Genomic DNA, 18,180 nt, shown 5'->3' with positions numbered 1-18,180 from the left:
GAGGCAAGCTAGTCCACTTCACGTTTACGCAAAAGATCCGGGTGTTCACTATCGATGGTCGGTCGTGGATATTCCTCCGTGAGGATTTTGAGAAATGCTTCGGCCGCCCTACTGAGGATCATTTGCTGGGAGCGAGCCACAATCACCGGAAGGCTCGGGACCAGTTCATCTTCGATCTCCAATATTCGAACTTGTCTACCCTCGTGGGTTTCGTTGCTCAGCGGGCGTTGCATGCTTAAGCTCCATCCCATTTGTCGGCCTGCGAGTGACCGTACAGTCTCAAAATTCATTGAGGTGTAGCGGACTTCCGGAAACACGCGTGCATTAGCGAAAGTATGCCTCGCATGTTCCGCAGAAACAGTTGAATCAAGCATGATGAAGGGCTCATTGGCTAATTCTGCAAGTCTGATTGAGTCCCTGCCCTGGGCCAACGGGTGCTCTGCCCCGATCAGCACGCCGGTTCTAAGCACTTCGACTACCTGCTCAATGAGTCCGACTGGAAGTCCCATCCGATAAGTCAATAACAAATCTATCGACCCCATTTCTAGCATTTCAAGAAGTTCGTTATGACTCGCTTCGATGAAATGAATGCGTGCTTCGGGGTTCGCCTTCATGAACTTATCCATCAAGTTCGGCAGCATAGCTGGTCCGAGGCTTGGGAAGCATCCAATCGTGATATTTCCGCTGACTTGGTCACTATTGCGGGCCGATTTGCCAAAGTCTGAAACGCTAGCGAGGATATTTCGACCTAGTGGAAGTAACGACCGTCCGGTCGGGGTCAAACTGACTCCGTGAGCCCTGCGGCGAATCATCAAAGTTGCGCCGATGGATTTCTCTAGCTGTCGCAGAGCCAAAGACACTGCGGTCTGCGACAGATAGAGTTGCTCAGCGGCGGTCGTAATGGAACCGGCTTCAGCAGTGACAACAAAGATTTGGAGTTGTCGCAGCGTAATGCCCGAGGGGGCGGCCGGAGGGTCAAGCTGTGTCATGCATTAACCCTTGGCTGGGCATCATCGATCGTCAAATCGAGCTTGCTGCTTTCCTTCGCTAGGAACAGCATCACCAGTGCGCTAAGTACGCATAGGCCAATTAGATACCACACTGAACCCGCCACTACTCCGCCCTGAGCCCCATAAATCGATGCCACCAACGCCGGAGTAAAGCCAGCTCCGAGCAAAGAAGAAATTTGGTAACCCAACGATGCACCGGTGTATCGGGAGCCAGTGGAGAAGCTTTCACCAAGGAACGCAGCCATCGGTCCGAAGGTCATCGACTGGAACAACGGCAGCGCAATCATGAATGCCAAAATTGTAAGCATGGTTGAACCTTGTGCGAGCATTCCATAAATTGGGAAAGCGAAGATCGACATGAGGATTAATCCGGTCACCATAACCCGTTTGCGGCCAATCTTGTCTGATATGGCAGCGAAGAAGGGGATGGTGAAGGTGGCAACAAGCTGTGACAACGCGAATGCCCACAAAGCTACCGAAGGAGAGGTTCCGTTCTCCTTAGCAAAAGACACACCGAAGGTGGAAAACATCGCCTGAATCGCGAATCCACCGACACCGCACAAACCAATAATTATCAGTGTCTTAGGTGCACGAAGGATCTCGAAGAGAGGAACCTTTGGCTTCTGAGATTTGACGGCCATGGCCGCAGCTTGCGCCTGTTCGAACAGTGGCGATTCAGAGACTTTTAGTCGGATATACAGACCGAAGATAAGTAGGACGGCCGAGATGAGGAAAGGCACACGCCAACCCCAAGCCAAGAACTGATCTTCGGGAAGAAGTGCAAAGAGTCCCATGGCTGCGGTTCCGAGGAAAGCACCGAATGGAGCGCCAGCGTTCGCGAAGGACGCGGCAAAACCGCGGTTCTTCTTACCAGCATGCTCCAGAGACATCAGGGCGGCGCCACCCCATTCACCACCGATAGCGATACCCTGCAACGCACGAAGTACCAGGAGCATGATGGCGCCCCAGGTTTCAATTGGAGGGACTAAACCTATCAATACCGAAACCACACCCATGATGGTCATGGAGGTAATCAGCATCTTCTTGCGTCCAACACGGTCACCGAAGTGACCGAAGATGATGCCACCCAATGGACGAGCCGCATAACCAGCTGCGAACGTCAGGTATGAGGCAACGATGGCCAAGGCTGGGTCCAAGGTTGAGAAGAAGACCGGGCCGAAGACCAACGTGGCAGCCGTGGCATATAGGATAAAATCGTAGAATTCGATGGCCGAGCCGACAAAGCTAGAGGTCATCACACGGCGCAGTTCGCGTCCGTTATGTGCTGGCCGCACGGACCGCCCAGCCTGCACGCTCTTATTGAAAATATCAGACATGAAGTTCTCTCTATTCTTGTCTAGTCGCTATCAGGCTCCCGAGGTTGGGGGCTAGTTCAATGCAGTTACTGCTGGTTTTGTGATGGCCGGCGAATTGGCGAGCCGCTCACAATTTTGATTACCCCATCCGGCTAGCGCTTCGCTCGCCGTCTTTTCATCGATCCCCACCGCAGCGGTTGGGATACCGGTGTTAGTTCGGCTAAACCGCGGGGCTGGGGCAGGTTCAACGTGCCCTTCTTCGCGCTGGAAGAACGTTCCGCGTGCTTGGAGGTGAGCGGACTCAGGTGCTTCGTTTAGCGAGAGTACCGGAGCCACGCACGCGTCGCGGCCTGCAAAGATTTCTTCCCACTCGTCTCTGGTACGCCGCGCGAAAGCTTCACATAGCTCGACACGCAGCTGATCCCAGTTTTCTTTTTTCCACCGCCGTTTGGCCCACGCCGGATCCAGTCCTAGCCCGTTAATCAGTTCAGCAAAAAACGGCGGTTCTAAAGCGGCAATGGTCATCCACTTGTCATCGGCCGTGCGATACACGTCGACGAAGGGCGCTCCCGAATCGATGAGGTTCTCGCCGCGACGATCTGTCCAGGCCCCACCAGCAAGCAGTGAGTATGGTGAGGCCATCAGGTGACTGACCCCGTCCACGATGGCCGCATCGATTACCTGCCCCTGGCCGGAGCGTTCTCGTTCCCACAGAGCCGCGAGTATCCCTGTGACCAGGTACATGGCTCCACCGCCGAAGTCGCCGACCAGGCTCAGAGGTAATTGAGGTGGTCCGTCGGCTCGGCCGATGGCATGAAGTGCACCGGTCAACGCCAGATAGGTGGGGTCGTGCCCGGCACGTTGCGCCAAGGGTCCATCCTGCCCCCAGCCGGTCATTCGGGCAACAATTATTCGCGGATTACGTTCCAGGCATTCGTCCGGCCCAATACCTAGGCGTTCGATCACACCGGGACGGTAGGAATCGATGACGATATCTGCCGCTTGGACAAGGTCTAGGAACGTTTCTGCTCCTTGCTCATGCTTCAAATCCAAACGGATCCGTCGCTTGCCGCGTTGCAAGGTGTCCATACGTTCGGGGACCGGCATTTCAAAACCGGCTCCTGAACGCTCGACGCGTAACACGTCGGCGCCCAGGTCTGCCAGCAGCATCGCGGCGAAGGGCGCGGGGCCTAACCCGCCAAGCTCAAGTACGCTTAGTCCCGTCAATGGTCCTTGCCGAGTTGCATGAGTCATGGTTAGCCCACCAGCACCGCGGAATTAGCGGTAACGCGTACGATTTCGCGTCCCGGTGTCTGGTTCGCGGCAATGAACTCTTCGTTCAGATCGATGCCGTAACCTGGTCCTTCATTCGGGTACAGCATGCCATCTTTGAAGATTGGTACCTGCATGGCGATATCACCGGTAATCTTCTGCTCAGCATTTTCCTTCTGATTGTTGATGATCAGTGGGCCAATGTTTTCGTGGGTAAATTCCGAAGCCCACTGGTTAGCCACCATCAAGTGAGCCGACGGGCTGGCTTCGAGACCTGAGCCGATCATGCATCCACTCATCACTGGCAGATCTGCCAGACGAGCGAGGGTCAGCCAGCGCTGAGCCTTGACCAGTCCGCCGGCCTTCTGCATTTTGATGAACAGTCCATCGGCCGCACGGCGATCAATGATTTCCTTCAGGTGGTGCAACTCCTGTGCCGATTCGTCGGCAAAGATCGGGGTACCAACGCTCTGACGCAACCTTGCCATCGCTTCGATATTCCAGTGCGCTAAAGGCTGCTCGATGCAATACATGTTGTACGCATCCAATTTGCGGATGGTGTGCAGTGCCTGGTCGTAGTTCCAGAAGCCATTGACATCCAGAACTAGTCGAACGTCGTCGCCGATTTCCTCTCGGACAGCACGCACATTGCGCACATCGGCGGCTGCATCGCCGCCACTCTTGATCTTGATCAAATCAAAACCTGCGTCCAAGGCGCTGCGCGCTTCATTGGCTAGTTCTTCTTCGGTGCCCGCTCCTGCAACCCAACCCTGGCGCGAACCATCAACGCATTTACCACCAAGCAACTGGTAAACCGGCATGTTGGCCACCTTGCCCTTCAGGTCGTGAAGGGCGAAGTCAACAAGTGCCTTGGCCTGGTTGTTATCGCGCACGAAGGTGTCCATCTGGCCAACGATTTTTTCAATGTTCGTCGGATCCTGACCAATGAGAAAGCGCGGTGCAATGTGGTTGGCGATCATGGCGGTGATCGATTCCGGAGTTTCGCCGCGGTACCAGGTGGAGGTATCACCACAGTCACCAATGCCTACCACCCCGGTGTCGGTGAATATCCGCATGACAACCGAGTGGATGTGGGTAATTTCGGTGCCTGGCATATGGAATGCTTTGACCAATGGGGTTGAGACGGGGATGAGTTCGATTTCGGTGATTTTCATGATTTGCTCCGTAACATGCAAGGGTAGTTAGCGAACTGCCGATTCTTTGATGAGTACTTGTTCTTCGTTTATGGTCGTGGCCCCGACCTCTACCAGACGATTAATTTCCGCGTCGCTTAGCCCGGCTTCGAGCAGGACTTCACGGCTGTGTTCGCCGAGTAGTGGGGCACGATGGCGGATACTTGCCGGGGTTCGGCCAAGCTTGACCGCCGGGCCGGTGATTCGCGCGGGACGTCCGGTGCGTGGATTCTCGACCTCGCACAGCATCTGACGGGCGGCGAAGTGTGGATCGGCAAAGATTGCTTCAGCATTCAGTACCGGTCCCAGTGGAACCTTGCCACCGAGTATTTCTGTGAGTTCAGCACGGGTGTACTGCGAGGTCCAGGCCTCTACAATTTCGTACACCTCGGTTTTGTTGTTCCAGCGCTTTAAATCCGAGTCGAAGCGTGGATCGGTGATGAGCTCCTCGCGCCCCATAATGGTGCACAATTTGCTCCACTGTGGGTTGTGCGGGGCACCGAGAGCGACCTCTCCGTCCTTGACCGCGACAGTATTAAACGGTGCGAAACCACGCAGTTCGTTTCCCATTGGCTGCGGAGAGACTCCGGTTGCGTCATAGGTGTTGACGACAACTTCGGAAACGGCCAATACAGCGTCAACCATTGCGACATCCACGTATTGACCACGGCCCGAGGACTTAGCCTCAAGCAACGCTGCCATCGTGCCGAACGCCGCATAGAGCCCAGGTACAGTGTCGCCCACTCCCGAGCCGACACGTACATTACTGTTCTCATTTTTTCCGGTGATGCTCATCAGTCCGCCCATGGCTTGAGCGACGATGTCGAAGGCTGGCCAGTGCCCATAGGGGCTTTCTCCCCCGACCTTGTCGCCAAAGCCTCTGATTGAGGTGTAGACCAGTTTTGGGTTGATGGCAGAGAGACGTTCATAGTCAAGGCCCAAGCGTTCCATCACGCCGGAGCTAAAGTTCTCCACTAAAACATCTGCCTGGGCCACCAGACGAAGCAAAACCTCTTGGCCTTCGGCTGATTTGAGATCTAGGACGAGGCTGCGCTTGTTGCGGTTGGCGTTCTGGAATACGTTGCCGAAATCGTGGGTTTTGGCATCCTTCGCGAAGGGACCTGCGTAGCGGATCATGTCACCTCTTGCCGGCTCAACCTTGATGATCTGTGCACCCTGATCACCTAGTAACGACGTGCAGAATGGTCCAGCAAGGGCCTGAGTCAGGTCCAGAACGCGGATGTCGTGCAAGGCTCCAAGAGGTGCATTCGTTGGCTGATCTGCTGAGCTTCCTTTGATCTGGCTCATCCGGTCACCTCTCGGCCCAGCAACGAACGTGCAATGACGAGCTTCTGAATCTGTGGGGTGCCTTCGCCAATTTCAAGACCGGAAACGTCACGCAACATCGCTTGGAGCGGAAGCTCTTCCGAATACCCGGTGTGGCCATGGGCCACGATGCAGGTACGGAGAGCTTCAATTGAAACTTCTGTCGCGTACCACTTGACCATGGCAGCTTCCTTGGTGAAGCTCTCATTTGCATCCGCAAGAGACAGCGCGCGATATGAAAGCCAGCGGGCCGCTTCAAGTTTCGTGGCGGCCTCGGCAAGTGTGAAGCTCAAGCCTTGGTAGGCACCGATCGGTTTGCCGAAAGCCTGACGGTTCTTGGCATAACTTTCTGTAATTTTCATGGCTCGTTTGGCAACACCGGTAGACATCAATCCAATGACCGAGCGAGTGTAATCGAATTCGCTCATTACTAAACGAAATCCTTCACCAATTCCACCAATCACGCGGTTATCTGGCACAAAGACATCATCAAGGAAAACGGCGCTGCGTCCCAGTGGCTTCCATCCTGGATCGGCGAAGGTCTGGCGGGTGACACCGTCAGAGTCGAAAGAAACCAAGAACGCGGTGACACCACCCTTGTTGTTTTCCGTAGCTTCAGCACGAACAAAGGTGATCATGCCCTTAGCATGCGGAGCAAAAGTGATCGAGGTCTTCTCCCCGTTGAGGACCCAGCCGCCGTCAACTCGCTTAGCGTTAGCACGCATGGCTGCTGCATCAGACCCACTGCCAGGCTCGGTCAGTCCCAACGCCACGATGTGGTCGCCACTGACGATTCCGGGTACCCATTCTTCAGCAACCTCTGGATCAAGGAAACGCTCTAGTAACGGCGCGGTGAGGTTACATGTGTAGGCCATCTGTGCGAGGTAGAAGTTTCCTTCGGCCAATTCTTCATGAACGATACCAAGATGGGTCTTGGTGAACTCCTCACCGATGCGACCCATTCCGCCGTATTTCTCCGAGGTGCCAATACCTAATAGTCCTGCTTCACCCATAGCGCGGGACAAGTCCCAAGGGTAGTCGTGCTGCTGGGCAATTGGCAGGTAGCTCTCGACATGCTGAGAGGCGAATTCTCGAACCCACCGAGCGAACTCTTGGTACTCCTCGCCGAAGAATACAGGTGGCTGCAATGTAGTTTCGTTGGCCGTGGTAGTCATCAGCGCCTACTTTCATTCGAAGTGTGATGTGCATCATGAACAACTATGAGCCACTGAACTCCAAAGTAATAGGGCGGTTTGCGGAGGAGCATCCCAAGTGAAACTTTGGATTGAAGAAGACGTAAACCTAAGTAAAACTTTGAAGGCTCCCCGCGTCTACGGCTTTTACCCTCACTTCCCTTGCAGTGACGCAGCTCACGGATCAAGCTGAGGGCATGCGCTACTTTCCGGCGCCACTCCACTCGTAGTTCCTGAGTAAAGGACATCGCCTTGATTCTCTCCACCGCTGCGGCCAGAGACCGCACAAATCCATCGGGCGGCACAACCCTGCAGGGCAGCATTCTGCTTGCTGCAAGTGCACTGCCAGTACTTGGAGCAGTGCTGCTCGCGCCGGTCCTTCCAGCGATCGCCCAAGAGTACTCAACAACCCCAGGCGTTGAGACCTTGGTGCCGCTGCTTATCACTTCGCCAGCATTGGTCATTGCAGTGCTTGCACCGTTTGTTGGTGCCTTGACTGACAAAATCGGTCGACGCAACGCGCTGGTGATCGCATTGTTCTGCTATTCGATCGTTGGCACCGCTCCCCTATGGCTCAATTCATTAGAGGGTATGGTCGCGTCGCGTTTGTTCCTAGGAGTATTTGAAGCCGTAATTATGACCACGTGCACTACGTTGTTGGGTGACTATTTCACCGGAGAGCGTCGCAACCGGTACCTGGCCATGCTGACAGTGTTGACCACCATTTGCGCTACGGCATTCCTGATAATCGGTGGCCTAATTGGCCAGGCCGGTTGGAGTGCACCCTTCTGGCTATACTCCGTTGGCGCATTGGTTGGCATCGCTGCGGCCATTTTGCTGTGGGAGCCACTGAGCCAGCCAACCAGTCAGGTGTTGCGCGTACTCCCTTGGAAGCAACTGACCCTACCAATCGTCTTCACTTTCTTTGGTGGTATCACGTTCTTCGTGCTGGTAGTCCATCTGCCATTCCTGCTTACTGGATTGGGCATCACTGATAGTGGCCAGATCGGGATGTTGGCTGCACTTGCAAGCCTATTCACCGCCAGTGGTTCGTTTACTTTCCGCTATTTGGGACGCTTGCACCACTCTGCGGTCCTTGCCATCGCGTTCTGCCTGACCGGAGCCGGGTTCACGACGATCTGGTTTGCGGGTTCCCTGCCGCTCACATTGCTCGGAGCTTGCATTGCCAGCTACGGTGCGGGGCTGAGCTTGCCGACATTGTTGACCTGGACCGTATCCCAGCTGAAGCAGGATGTCCGCGGAACCGGAACAGGAATTTGGACCTCGGCCAATTGGATTGGACAGTTCGCCTGCCCATTGCTTATCGGAGCCATCGCCGCCGCCGCTGGTGGTCTGGCACAGGGAATCGGAGTATTCGGCATCGCCGTATTAGCGGTAGGACTCTCTTGGATTCTCGCATCACGTAGATCTCGCGCTGTGTCGAGGACAGCCCAGGCGGAGCAGCAAAGCCACCTTCCCGTCGAACACTAAAACACCCGCAAATTCTCAAACACCAGGAATTTCCATGACTCATGCAGCCCCACAGCCCACGATTGCCGCACCATGGCAATCATCTGAACTGATCATCACTGCCCCCGCCACAGGCGAGGTGATCGAAACCATCGTCCCTGCTAGCATCGCCGACCTTGACGTAGTGGTTTCCCGTGCACGCAAAGCACAGCCTGAATGGGCCGAGAACGAAAACTACCGTCGAGAATTGCTTCACAGGCTAGCCGATCTCACCGAACTGCACGCCGATGAACTCATCGCATTGGGCGCTCGTGAAACAGGCAAACCTTCACTTTTCGCTGGAATCGAACCGCATTGGTCGGCAGAACACTTGCGCTGGATCGCCGACGCGCAATTACCTCCGGCGCCCGAATTCGAGGTAGGCGGCGAGCACATCCGCGTGGAGCGCACCCCCATGGGAGTGGTCGGTGCGATCATCCCCTGGAACGTACCGATGGTAATGGCCGTACACAAATTCGCTGCTGCCGCGCGCATGGGCAATACGGTGATTATCAAGCCAAGCCCATTCACCCCGTTAGCTACCCGGCGCTGGGTTCAATTGGCCCAGCAAGTGCTGCCCGAGGGTGTGCTGCAAATCGTCATCGGGCATGACGACCTCGGCAAAGCACTCGTATCACATCCGGGTGTGGACATGATTGCTTTCACCGGTTCCACCGCAACGGGACAATCGATCATGCGCGCCGCCGCCGAAGATCTCAAGCCGTTGGCTCTCGAACTTGGTGGCAATGATGCGGCCATCGTGCTACCCGATGCTCCAATCGAGCAGTTCGCTCAAGACCTTTTCATGGGTGCCTTCCTACTCAGCGGACAGGTTTGCCAGGCCATTAAGCGTCTCTATGTGCACCGCTCGCAGTATGAGCGTCTGGGTCAATTGCTGGCGCAGCTTGCGGCGGCTCAGGTACTAGGTGGCCCCGAGGATGCCGGGGCGACATTCGGCCCACTAGTTACAAAGGCACAGCACGAACGCGTGTCAATTCTCGTCGAGGATGCGCGCTCGCGTGGGGCACGCATCCTCACCGGCGGCAAGTCAGCAGATCGTCCTGGAAACTTCTACGAGCCGACCATCTTGTTGGACGTTCCAGATGATGCACGCATCGTGGTGGAGGAGCAGTTTGGCCCAGCACTTCCCGTATTGGTCTACGACGACGTCGAAGAGGCCATGGAACGAGCAAATTCCAGCAAATATGGGTTGGGCGGTTCAATCTGGACCGCTGATATTGACACTGGCACGAAGCTTGCACGCCGGCTGCAGACTGGTTCGGTATGGGTCAATGCCCACGCGACCATTCATCCGGCCGTCAATTTCGGTGGAGTAAAGCACTCGGGCCTAGGCCGCGAAGGCGGCGTGGAGGGGCTGCTCGGATACAGCGAACTACAGACGATTCATCTGCCAGGCATTGCAGCAGGCGCTTAACAACTTCCAGGAGAAACGAATAAATGACCATTCAACGTTATAACAACATCGTTGTCGGGGCCGGGGCTGCCGGAGCAGTAGTGGCCACCCGCCTATCCGAAGATCCGAACCGTAAGGTACTTCTTTTAGAAGCCGGACCGGATTATCGAGCCATTGATACCCCCGAGTTCCTCCGCGCCCGAACACTCGATCGGGAACTGTCCAAGGCCACGCGTCCGGATCGCCACCCTGATTTGTACTGGCAAAACGTCACGGCAAAGCGGCGCCCGGATCAGGAAGCTACGGCATATGAGCGTGGACGTGGTGCAGGAGGAAGTTCGAGCGTTAATGGGATGGTAGCGGTACGCCCAGAAGTTACCGATTTGGATGGTTGGCGAGATGAGTACGGGGCTATTGGCTGGGGGTTCAATGACCTGTTGCCATCGCTGAACAGGCTAGAAAACGACCGCGAATATGGGCATGAAATCCACCACGGTGATAGTGGGCCGATAAACATTCGTCGAGAACCTCGCGAACAATGGGGTGACGTGGACGAGGGTCTACACCGCTCCGCCGAAGAGGTCGGTTATGCACAATGCGACGACTACAACAAGCCCGGAGGCACTGGGCTGGCCCGCTACCCGTCAAACGTCGATCAGGAGGGCAACCGTTCGGCGGTGAATCAGACCTATCTGGATACAGCGCGTTCACGCCCAAATTTACAGATTCTTGGTAATTCACACGTGGACCGGGTGATCTTCGAAGGCAATCGTGCGGTGGGTGTTGTCACCTTGAATGGGACGGAGCACCGCCTAGAAGTAGACGGCGAAGTCATCCTCAGCGCAGGCAGTGTACATACCCCTGGAATACTCGTACGTAGCGGGGTCGGTCCGTCCAGTGTGCTTAAGCGGCTGGCAATTCCCCAACTGCTCGACCTTCCTGTCGGTGAAGGATTGCAGGACCACGCAATAATTTTCATAGATTTCGCACCCCGGGTTTCCGGTCGCCGCTTGCCATCAGATCTGCGTCCCACCAATGTTGCGATTCGCTATTCTTCGGGAATCGGTGATTCGAACCCGAATGACATGGCAATCTTGGGCACAAACCGCAACTATTGGTTCGGAAATGACCAGTCGGGTTTAGCGATTCAATTGAACGAGTCAAGAGCTCGCGGACGTCTGCTTTTCCCGTCAAAGAATCCTTTGATCGACCCCGTGTTGGAGATGGGTTTACTCACAGACAAATTGGATTTGCGCCGAATGGTCGATGGTGTGGAACGGGCCACTGAATTGCTCGCCAGTTCAGGTTTTCGCGAATTTATCAATGGAACGCCCAATGCACCACGAGGCTCTGAAGCGATCTATGAACAGGTTCGCGATGTCGTGCACGCTTGTTCAACGGCTCGTTTGGGTGTCGAAGGTGATCCCAATGCTGTTGTGGATCTTGAATGCCAGGTTCAAGGAGCTGAAGCGCTACGTGTCATCGACGCCAGCATCATGCCCAAGATCCCTAGCGCAAATATCCACTTGTCGGTCATTGCGGTTGCCGAACACGCAGTTTCCATGATCCTTCAAAAGCGGTCCGCCGCTTCCGCGAGCGCTTAATACAGCAGCGAAGGGTTCCAAGATATACCGTTGTTGGCTATTTGCCGGTTTCGAGCAGTCGAAACCGGCAAATAGCTTTACAAGTTAAACTTAGGATTCTTACCCTATTAGTGAGCCTACCCATACCAAGACGATATTCACATGTAGAGTTTTTCCTAGTCGGTGACGTTGCTGCAAAGCGCTCACCATCCGAGAAATTTTCATTTGAAGTGTTGTGCCAGAACGTCGGATATTCTCCAAAACGTCTGGTAAAAACAGAACCCCTCAGAAGGAGACCAGCGTGAAAATCGCCGTCCTGACCAAACAGGTACCTGATACATGGTCGAGCCGTCGCTTGGACCTGCAAACCGGAATGCTCGACCGCGCCGCGGCAGACCTGGTCGCCGATGAGATCTGCGAACGTGCTTGCGAGGTCGCGCTCCAAGCGGAAAAATCATTGGGCGAGGTTGAGGTCATTGCCGTCTCCATGGGAGGTGAGAAAGCGGTGCTTGCACTGCGCCGGCTGCTGTCCATGGGCGCGCATTCGGCCGTTCATATCTCCGACCCTGCACTGGCCGGTTCGGATATGATCTCCACCGCTCGTGTGCTCGCCGCGGCTCTCGCAAAGCTCGACGTTGACCTGATCCTCGCAGGCAACGAATCCACCGACGGCAAGGGTGGAATGGTGCCGGCGATGATCGCCGAGCTCCTTGACCGTCCGTTGTTGCCCTACGCTGACGAACTAGAAATCAGCGCGAGCGAAGTGACCGGCACCAGCCAGTTGTCCGAAACCACCATGAACTTGAGCGTGCAGCTACCCGCCGTCGTATCGGTGACCGAGAAGTCCGCTGAGCCACGCTTCCCAAACTTCAAGGGAATCCGTGCGGCGAAGACTAAGCCACTGGAAACTTGGACGCTGGCGGATCTCGGCATCGAAGCAGGACCCGAGGCAGCCCACTTCCGTTCGGTGATGGTCTCCGCAGAGGACCGCCCCGAGCGAGTTGCCGGGCCAAAGATTACCGATGACGGAACGGCAGCCACCCAGTTGGCTAACTTCCTGGCCGAGAAGCACTTTATCTAAATCAGCTCGGGTCTTTCCACAGTCTTCATCCCCACGATTTGTCCTTGCTCAGGAGGATTTTCCCATGGTTCAAACCACACGCAGCGTGCTAGTCCATGTCCAGGTAACACCGGACGGCTCCCCGCAGAACACCACCGCAGGCTTGCTCGGAACCGCCGCTCAATTCGGCACCCCGATCGCCGTTGCGGTCTGTGCCGCAGGCCAAGAACAGCAACTGGCAGCCAAGCTGGGTGAACTCGGCGCGGCCGAAGTCCACCTGCTACCTACCGACCTTGATGCGTTGGCACTCGGCTCGGCCGATGTAGCGGCGCTCGCCTCGGCCACCAGCACTGTGGCACCAGCCGCGGTGTTGCTCTCCAATACTGCCTCCGGGCGGACCATCGCCGGCCGTTTGGCCATTCGAGTTGAGGGTGCCGTCTGCGTTGACGCGGTGGGCATGCGCTGGGCCGAAGACGAGCCGATCGCCATGCACTCGATTTTCGGCGGAGACGTCACCTCAGAATCCACCGTCGAAGGCGGGCCGCGCATCTTCACGATTCGCCCCGGCGCCGTAGATGCCCGAGCCGAGTCCGTCGCGACGCCAAAGCTGACCATCATCGAACCTTCGGCTCTGCCCAAGGTGTCCAAGGGCGCCCAAATCCGCTCGGTCGAAGCGATGCAAAGCGATGCCTCCCGTCCGGACCTGCGCAGCGCCAAGATCGTCGTCTCCGGCGGACGCGGCGTGGGCTCGGCGGAAAAGTTCGAGATCGTCGAACAGCTGGCCGATCACTTCGGTGGAGCTGTTGGTGCCTCGCGTGCCGCAGTGGATTCAGGCTTCGTCTCCCCGAAGCTGCAGGTTGGCCAGACAGGTGTCATCGTCTCCCCTGACTTGTACATTGCCTTGGGTATTTCCGGTGCGATCCAGCACCGAGCAGGTATGCAGACTGCTAAGACGATCGTTGCCATCGACAAGGATGAGAATGCACCGATCTTCGACCACGCAGACTTCGGCATCGTTGGCGACTTGTTTACCGTAGTTCCGAAACTGCTCGAGGAAATCCGCACCCGCAAAGGGTAAACAGGGCATTCTCCATTCAAGTAGGTTCCGGCTAAGCGCAACCTGCCGGATACGACGACGCGATGAGGTTCAACGATTATGACCAAGCAACGGATGGCTGGCTACACGCCCCTGCGCGCCAAGGGCGGGGCAAAACCCGGTGCAGCTGCCGAACCAGCACAGCGCATTGAAGCACCACCGACGGCGAGCTTACCGGCACCGCCGGTCGCCGAACCAGTGAGAAGCGAGCCTGCCCCGGCTGCGCCGCCGGTGAGCGCTCCGGCAGCAGAACAGGCCCCTACGCCGGCTGCGGCAGCCCAACCGGCGCCAACGCCGGCTCCCGTAACGAACCCTGCCGCTAGCTCCTCACGCCAACGCATGCAGGGATATACCCCGCTTCGAGCTGCAGCCACGGGTGCCTCCAAGGCACAGGTTGCGGCACCGGCAGTCGCTGCTGCGGAACCAGCTGGCGTTTCTGCACCACAGGCGGCGGCACCTAGCAAAACGCAGGCGGCCGCTGAAACGGAACCTGCGGCTCCAGCAGTTGCCGCTTCGGCTTCCGAGGCAACGTCGGCTAGTTCATCGGAGCGGGCCGAGGTTCCTTCCAATCGCATGCAGGGATACACTCCCCTGCGCCAACGCGGCGATGCGCCTACCGGGCAACCCACCGAGTCGTCGGCTGCCGCTGCCGAAGCCCCGGTGGATGTCCCGGTTGCCGAGCCGGTTGCCGAAGAACCAGCCGTCGCCGAGCAACCGCCCGTCGCTGACGAAGTTGCCGAGTACCCGGCCCAGAAGAAGCCAACGGCTGTCGAAGAACCCGCGACGCAGGCCGCCAGCGTCGCCCAGCCTCCCGCGGACGCAAAAAAGCGCCCGGCTGAAGAACACCCGGCGGCTGGCTCCCAAGGAGCTTCAGCCATCCAGATGAAGCCATGGGTAAAACCGGCCGTCATCGTGATCGGAGCCGTTCTTCTCGCCCTGCTGGTGGTTCTCGCCGCTCGCGGCTTGCGCACGCTGGAACCCATCCAGAACTTCATCGCCACCTATGACGGGCATTCAACGATGCCCGACTCTGCACCGGTCGGGATTCCTGCTTGGCTTGGCTGGCAGCATTTCTTGAATATGTTCTTCATCGTGCTGATTATCCGCACCGGCTTGCAGGTGCGCCATGAGAAACGACCGCCAGCGATGTGGACGCCCAAAGCGAACTCATGGTTCTCGCCTAAGGGAAATAGTCCCAAGAAATATTCGCTCAGCATCTGGACCCACCAGGCCTTGGATGCGTTGTGGGTGCTGAATGGAGTGGTTTTCGTGATTCTCCTGGCCATTACCGGCCAGTGGATGCGAGTAGTTCCGACCAGCTGGGATGTCTTCCCAAATATGATCTCCGGCGCCATCCAGTACGCGTCGCTCAACTGGCCAGTCGAAAACGGCTGGATTCACTACAACGCCTTGCAGATGACCTCATACTTCCTCGTGATCTATGTGGCGGCTCCCTTAGCCATCTTGACCGGTGTCCGGATGTCTAGTTGGTGGCCGACAGAGCCAAAGGCTTTGAACCGGGTCTATCCCATCGAGCTGGCTCGCAAGGTTCATTTCCCGGTGATGCTCTTCTTCGTGGCCTTCTTGCTGGTCCACGTATTCCTGGTATTCACCACCGGAGCACTGAAGAACCTGAACCACATGTACGCCTCACGCGATGCGGCTGATGCGTGGGGGCTGGTGATCTTCTTAGTTTCGGTAGCGATCGTAGCCGCTGCATGGGTATTCATGAAGCCAATGTTCCTCATGCCGGTGGCATCCATGACTGGCAAGATTTCTAAGAACTAAATTCCGCTTCAGACGGCGTCTGCAGGCTTCTCACCGGAGCCAGCAGGCGCCGATTGCCATTTCAGAGGATCGCTTCGAAGAGCACTAGCTTCGAATCTCCATCATCGGCGCGCACCGTACGAATCTCTTCGCTGGCAGCGATCTGCACGAATCCGAATTTCGCATGCAGGCGCAGTGAGGAGTCGTTTCGTTTGTTAGTGAAGTAGTAAGCACGCTGGCTCCGCGCAGCGATCCATGCCAGACGCGCCGAGGTGAGGGCCTGGCCAATTCCATATCGCCGCCAGCTTGAATCAACTATGACCCCGCCGAGATAATGGCCTGCCGGTGCAATGCCGTGGGCATCTTCGTGCCAATGGGTCTTGGCGATGCCGACAAGCTGGGCTCCGGCGACCGCCACCACTACAAGCTTGTCCGCGGTGCTTAGGATCGCCTCTGCTGGCCAGGGGTCTCGCCCATTGTCAACACATAGCCGGGCTATGCCTGCCGCATCCTGCGCACGTGCTGTGCGCACCTGCATGTCTTGAACCCCAACGGTCTTTGGCTGTCCCATTTGTCGACTCCTTCGCCCCATACAGGCCATCGGGCGGATAGCTAACCCGGCCCATCTGCCGCGGTCATCTGGCACAGCGAATCAGAGGCACCAGGATTACTCGACGCGCAAGGTCTTGATGACCTTCTCGACTCGGCGAGCACGGGTATCGTCGCCTTTCGCCGAGATAATTGGCTCAACATGTCCGCGTTGCTTGCTATAAGAAAGATTGTTCCAGGCATCGGCCAAGGCCGGCTCCAGAGATAACTTCACTGCAAGGTCCTCTGGGACTTCAATGATTCGCGGCGCTTCGTCGAGTTCCAGTTTCACGGTAACTTCGTCCCCCGCGCCCCGACCGGTGGCTTGGCGCGTTTCGGAATTGAAAGAGATCAAAAACTGTCCGCCCATGGATGAGATCGTATTGCGGTAGGAATAGTCCCCATCGATCGTCACCGTCACCGGTACTCGTTTGCCATGATTGAATCCACGAACGATTTCGTCTGGAACAACAATGCCCACATTATTTCCGGTTGAGGCCATCAAGGTGGTTGTGAATTCCGGCATGAGCTGCTCCTTAGTTTCAGGCAAGTCGATAATCTCCACGGTAGTCCAGTATCTTCGCTCTGACCACCATCAATTCTCATGGGTTGCGAAGCGGTGCCACTGGCATGCCGACCAATTGCAGTGCTGAACGCACACGAATCGGTAATCTTCATAATCCTTGAATCTTCATGTGGCATCATGGACAGCACACTCACCGACATGAATACCTCGCGGAGCCATCGCTCGTCATGAGTTGCAATCCACCCAAAGGACAACTTGCCAGATCAAAAACCGAATCCCCTTGAACTGCTGTTCTTCATCCTTTATCTGGCCACTTGCGCGCTCATGGCAGGACTTCCTTTTATCATCGGTTTCCTCACCCCGCTCTGGCTCCCGCAACTCGGAGAGTTGAAAGCGGGGCTCTGGCCATGGGTTCCAGTCCTCGTCATCGCCTTTACCCTCGTGCTGCTCGCGGCGGGCGAACTCACCGACCGCCTGGTGCGACTGCTATTCTCTGGCGCCAGCAAAGCTGCCAGCAATACCTTGGAATCCTTGCTGAGCTTCGTGGTGATCGTGGGCTGCTACTACTTGGTCATGAGCACCTACCCACTGGCACTAGCGAGCGCCGCGATCAGCGTGGCAGTCTATTTGCTCTGCACCCCGCTGATCAATCGGCTCACAGCGAGAGCACCGCGCGATACGCCCGGTGCTCCCTAGCTCCCGCGCTTTTCTGCACGCAAAAACCCCAGTGGTGCACGAACAATTGTTCGGCACCACTGGGGTTTTCACTCGCTCCCGATTCGCGGAAGCGCAGAGTCTGAGCAGGCTTAGGCCTCTTCGTCCTCGTCGTCCTTCTTGTACGGATCGGCGTCGCCGGCGTGGGTCTTGCCCTCGCGCAGCGAAGCGACCTCAGCATCTTTTTCCTTGGCCTTGGCCAGCAGTTCATTCAGAAGCGAGGCGCTCTCTGGAATCTCGTCTGCCACGAAGACCAGAGTGGGGGTCAAACGAATGGTCAGGTTGCGCCCCAGTTCCTTGCGCAGCGCACCGGTGCGCTTGGCGAGCATCTCGGCGATTTCCGCTTTGATCTCACCCTCGCCGAAGACCGTGTAGTACACGGTGGCGTGCTGCAGGTCGTTGGTGACCCGCGCGTCGGTCACGGTCACATTGTCGATGCGCTCATCTTTGATGACGGTGCGCAGCGACTGGGCCATGAGGACCTGTACGCGCTTGGCCAAACGGGCCGCACGGGCTGAATCAGCCATGGATCTCTCCTAAAAAATTGTCGTGAAAGTGAGGAGCGTGGGCGCTCACCGGTTAGTTTACCGGTGCGCGCCCACGCCGTTGCTCA

At 56.8% G+C, this 18,180-nt stretch carries 17 protein-coding genes; 7 read left to right on the top strand and 10 right to left on the bottom strand.

Going from position 1 to position 18,180, the window contains the following annotated elements:
- Positions 1-8 precede the first annotated feature (8 nt).
- From LG294_RS04750 to LG294_RS04725, 6 genes are read right to left on the bottom strand one after another with little or no spacing between them, the layout of a single operon-like run.
- Positions 9-989, bottom strand: coding sequence for a LysR family transcriptional regulator (locus LG294_RS04750; protein ID WP_404290010.1), 981 nt, complete (start codon positions 987-989; stop codon positions 9-11).
- Positions 986-2,347 (bottom strand): MFS transporter, encoded by a 1,362-nt coding sequence (locus LG294_RS04745; RefSeq protein ID WP_404290008.1) that lies wholly within the window; start codon positions 2,345-2,347, stop codon positions 986-988. Before LG294_RS04745 ends, LG294_RS04750 begins: the two co-directional genes overlap by 4 nt.
- A gap of 51 nt (positions 2,348-2,398) precedes the next feature.
- Positions 2,399-3,580: a CaiB/BaiF CoA transferase family protein gene (locus LG294_RS04740; RefSeq protein WP_404290006.1), complete on the bottom strand. Its 1,182-nt coding sequence runs from the start codon at positions 3,578-3,580 to the stop codon at positions 2,399-2,401.
- A gap of 2 nt (positions 3,581-3,582) precedes the next feature.
- Positions 3,583-4,773 carry a mandelate racemase/muconate lactonizing enzyme family protein gene (locus LG294_RS04735; RefSeq protein ID WP_404290004.1) on the bottom strand — a complete coding sequence of 397 codons (1,191 nt, stop codon included), beginning with the start codon at positions 4,771-4,773 and terminating at the stop codon, positions 3,583-3,585.
- A gap of 27 nt (positions 4,774-4,800) precedes the next feature.
- Positions 4,801-6,099 (bottom strand): CaiB/BaiF CoA transferase family protein, encoded by a 1,299-nt coding sequence (locus LG294_RS04730; RefSeq protein WP_404290002.1) that lies wholly within the window; start codon positions 6,097-6,099, stop codon positions 4,801-4,803.
- Positions 6,096-7,292: an acyl-CoA dehydrogenase family protein gene (locus LG294_RS04725; protein WP_404290000.1), complete on the bottom strand. Its 1,197-nt coding sequence runs from the start codon at positions 7,290-7,292 to the stop codon at positions 6,096-6,098. The genes LG294_RS04730 and LG294_RS04725 overlap by 4 nt, the downstream gene beginning before the upstream one ends.
- A 270-nt stretch (positions 7,293-7,562) precedes the next feature.
- Here LG294_RS04725 and LG294_RS04720 point away from each other — a divergent pair, with 270 nt between their 5' ends.
- From LG294_RS04720 to LG294_RS04700, 5 genes are all read left to right on the top strand, one after another.
- Entirely contained in the window at positions 7,563-8,801 is a 1,239-nt protein-coding gene (locus LG294_RS04720) for an MFS transporter (protein WP_404289998.1), read from the top strand.
- A gap of 34 nt (positions 8,802-8,835) precedes the next feature.
- Entirely contained in the window at positions 8,836-10,254 is a 1,419-nt protein-coding gene (locus LG294_RS04715; RefSeq protein WP_404289996.1) for an aldehyde dehydrogenase family protein, read from the top strand.
- Between the two features lie 23 nt (positions 10,255-10,277).
- Positions 10,278-11,837, top strand: a complete 1,560-nt coding sequence (locus LG294_RS04710) for a GMC family oxidoreductase (RefSeq protein ID WP_404289994.1) — start codon at positions 10,278-10,280, stop codon at positions 11,835-11,837.
- Positions 11,838-12,117: 280 nt separating this feature from the next.
- Positions 12,118-12,897 carry an electron transfer flavoprotein subunit beta/FixA family protein gene (locus LG294_RS04705; RefSeq protein ID WP_404289992.1) on the top strand — a complete coding sequence of 260 codons (780 nt, stop codon included), beginning with the start codon at positions 12,118-12,120 and terminating at the stop codon, positions 12,895-12,897.
- Between the two features lie 64 nt (positions 12,898-12,961).
- Positions 12,962-13,954 (top strand): electron transfer flavoprotein subunit alpha/FixB family protein, encoded by a 993-nt coding sequence (locus LG294_RS04700; RefSeq protein WP_404289990.1) that lies wholly within the window; start codon positions 12,962-12,964, stop codon positions 13,952-13,954.
- Positions 13,955-14,055: 101 nt separating this feature from the next.
- Here the strand turns inward: LG294_RS04700 and LG294_RS04695 are convergent, their stop codons facing one another.
- Positions 14,056-14,547 (bottom strand): hypothetical protein, encoded by a 492-nt coding sequence (locus LG294_RS04695; protein WP_404289988.1) that lies wholly within the window; start codon positions 14,545-14,547, stop codon positions 14,056-14,058.
- Between LG294_RS04695 and LG294_RS04690 the strand changes: the two genes are divergently transcribed.
- Positions 14,546-15,760, top strand: coding sequence for a cytochrome b/b6 domain-containing protein (locus LG294_RS04690; RefSeq protein WP_404289986.1), 1,215 nt, complete (start codon positions 14,546-14,548; stop codon positions 15,758-15,760). The two genes, LG294_RS04695 and LG294_RS04690, sit on opposite strands and share 2 nt — an antisense overlap.
- Before the next feature lie 61 nt (positions 15,761-15,821).
- Here LG294_RS04690 and LG294_RS04685 read toward each other — a convergent pair whose 3' ends face one another.
- Both LG294_RS04685 and LG294_RS04680 read right to left on the bottom strand, forming a co-directional pair.
- On the bottom strand, positions 15,822-16,310 hold the full coding sequence (locus LG294_RS04685; protein ID WP_404289984.1) for a GNAT family N-acetyltransferase: 489 nt from the start codon (positions 16,308-16,310) through the stop codon (positions 15,822-15,824).
- Positions 16,311-16,406: 96 nt separating this feature from the next.
- Positions 16,407-16,853, bottom strand: coding sequence for a YdeI/OmpD-associated family protein (locus tag LG294_RS04680; protein WP_404289982.1), 447 nt, complete (start codon positions 16,851-16,853; stop codon positions 16,407-16,409).
- Between the two features lie 255 nt (positions 16,854-17,108).
- On the opposite strand from LG294_RS04680, the gene LG294_RS04675 reads away from it, so the two are divergent.
- A complete protein-coding gene (locus LG294_RS04675; RefSeq protein ID WP_404289981.1) occupies positions 17,109-17,549 on the top strand; it encodes a hypothetical protein in 441 nt (146 codons plus the stop codon).
- 110 nt (positions 17,550-17,659) lie between these two features.
- Here the strand turns inward: LG294_RS04675 and rbfA are convergent, their stop codons facing one another.
- Complete coding sequence (gene rbfA / locus LG294_RS04670) at positions 17,660-18,094, bottom strand: 30S ribosome-binding factor RbfA (protein ID WP_404289979.1); 435 nt, start codon at positions 18,092-18,094, stop codon at positions 17,660-17,662.
- Positions 18,095-18,180 lie beyond the last annotated feature (86 nt).

Source organism: Glutamicibacter arilaitensis (assembly GCF_044793945.1).
Taxonomy (GTDB): Bacteria; Actinomycetota; Actinomycetes; order Actinomycetales; family Micrococcaceae; genus Glutamicibacter; species Glutamicibacter arilaitensis_B.
The sequence above is the reverse complement of the archived record's forward strand: the minus strand, read 5'-3'. Positions and strand labels throughout refer to the sequence as shown.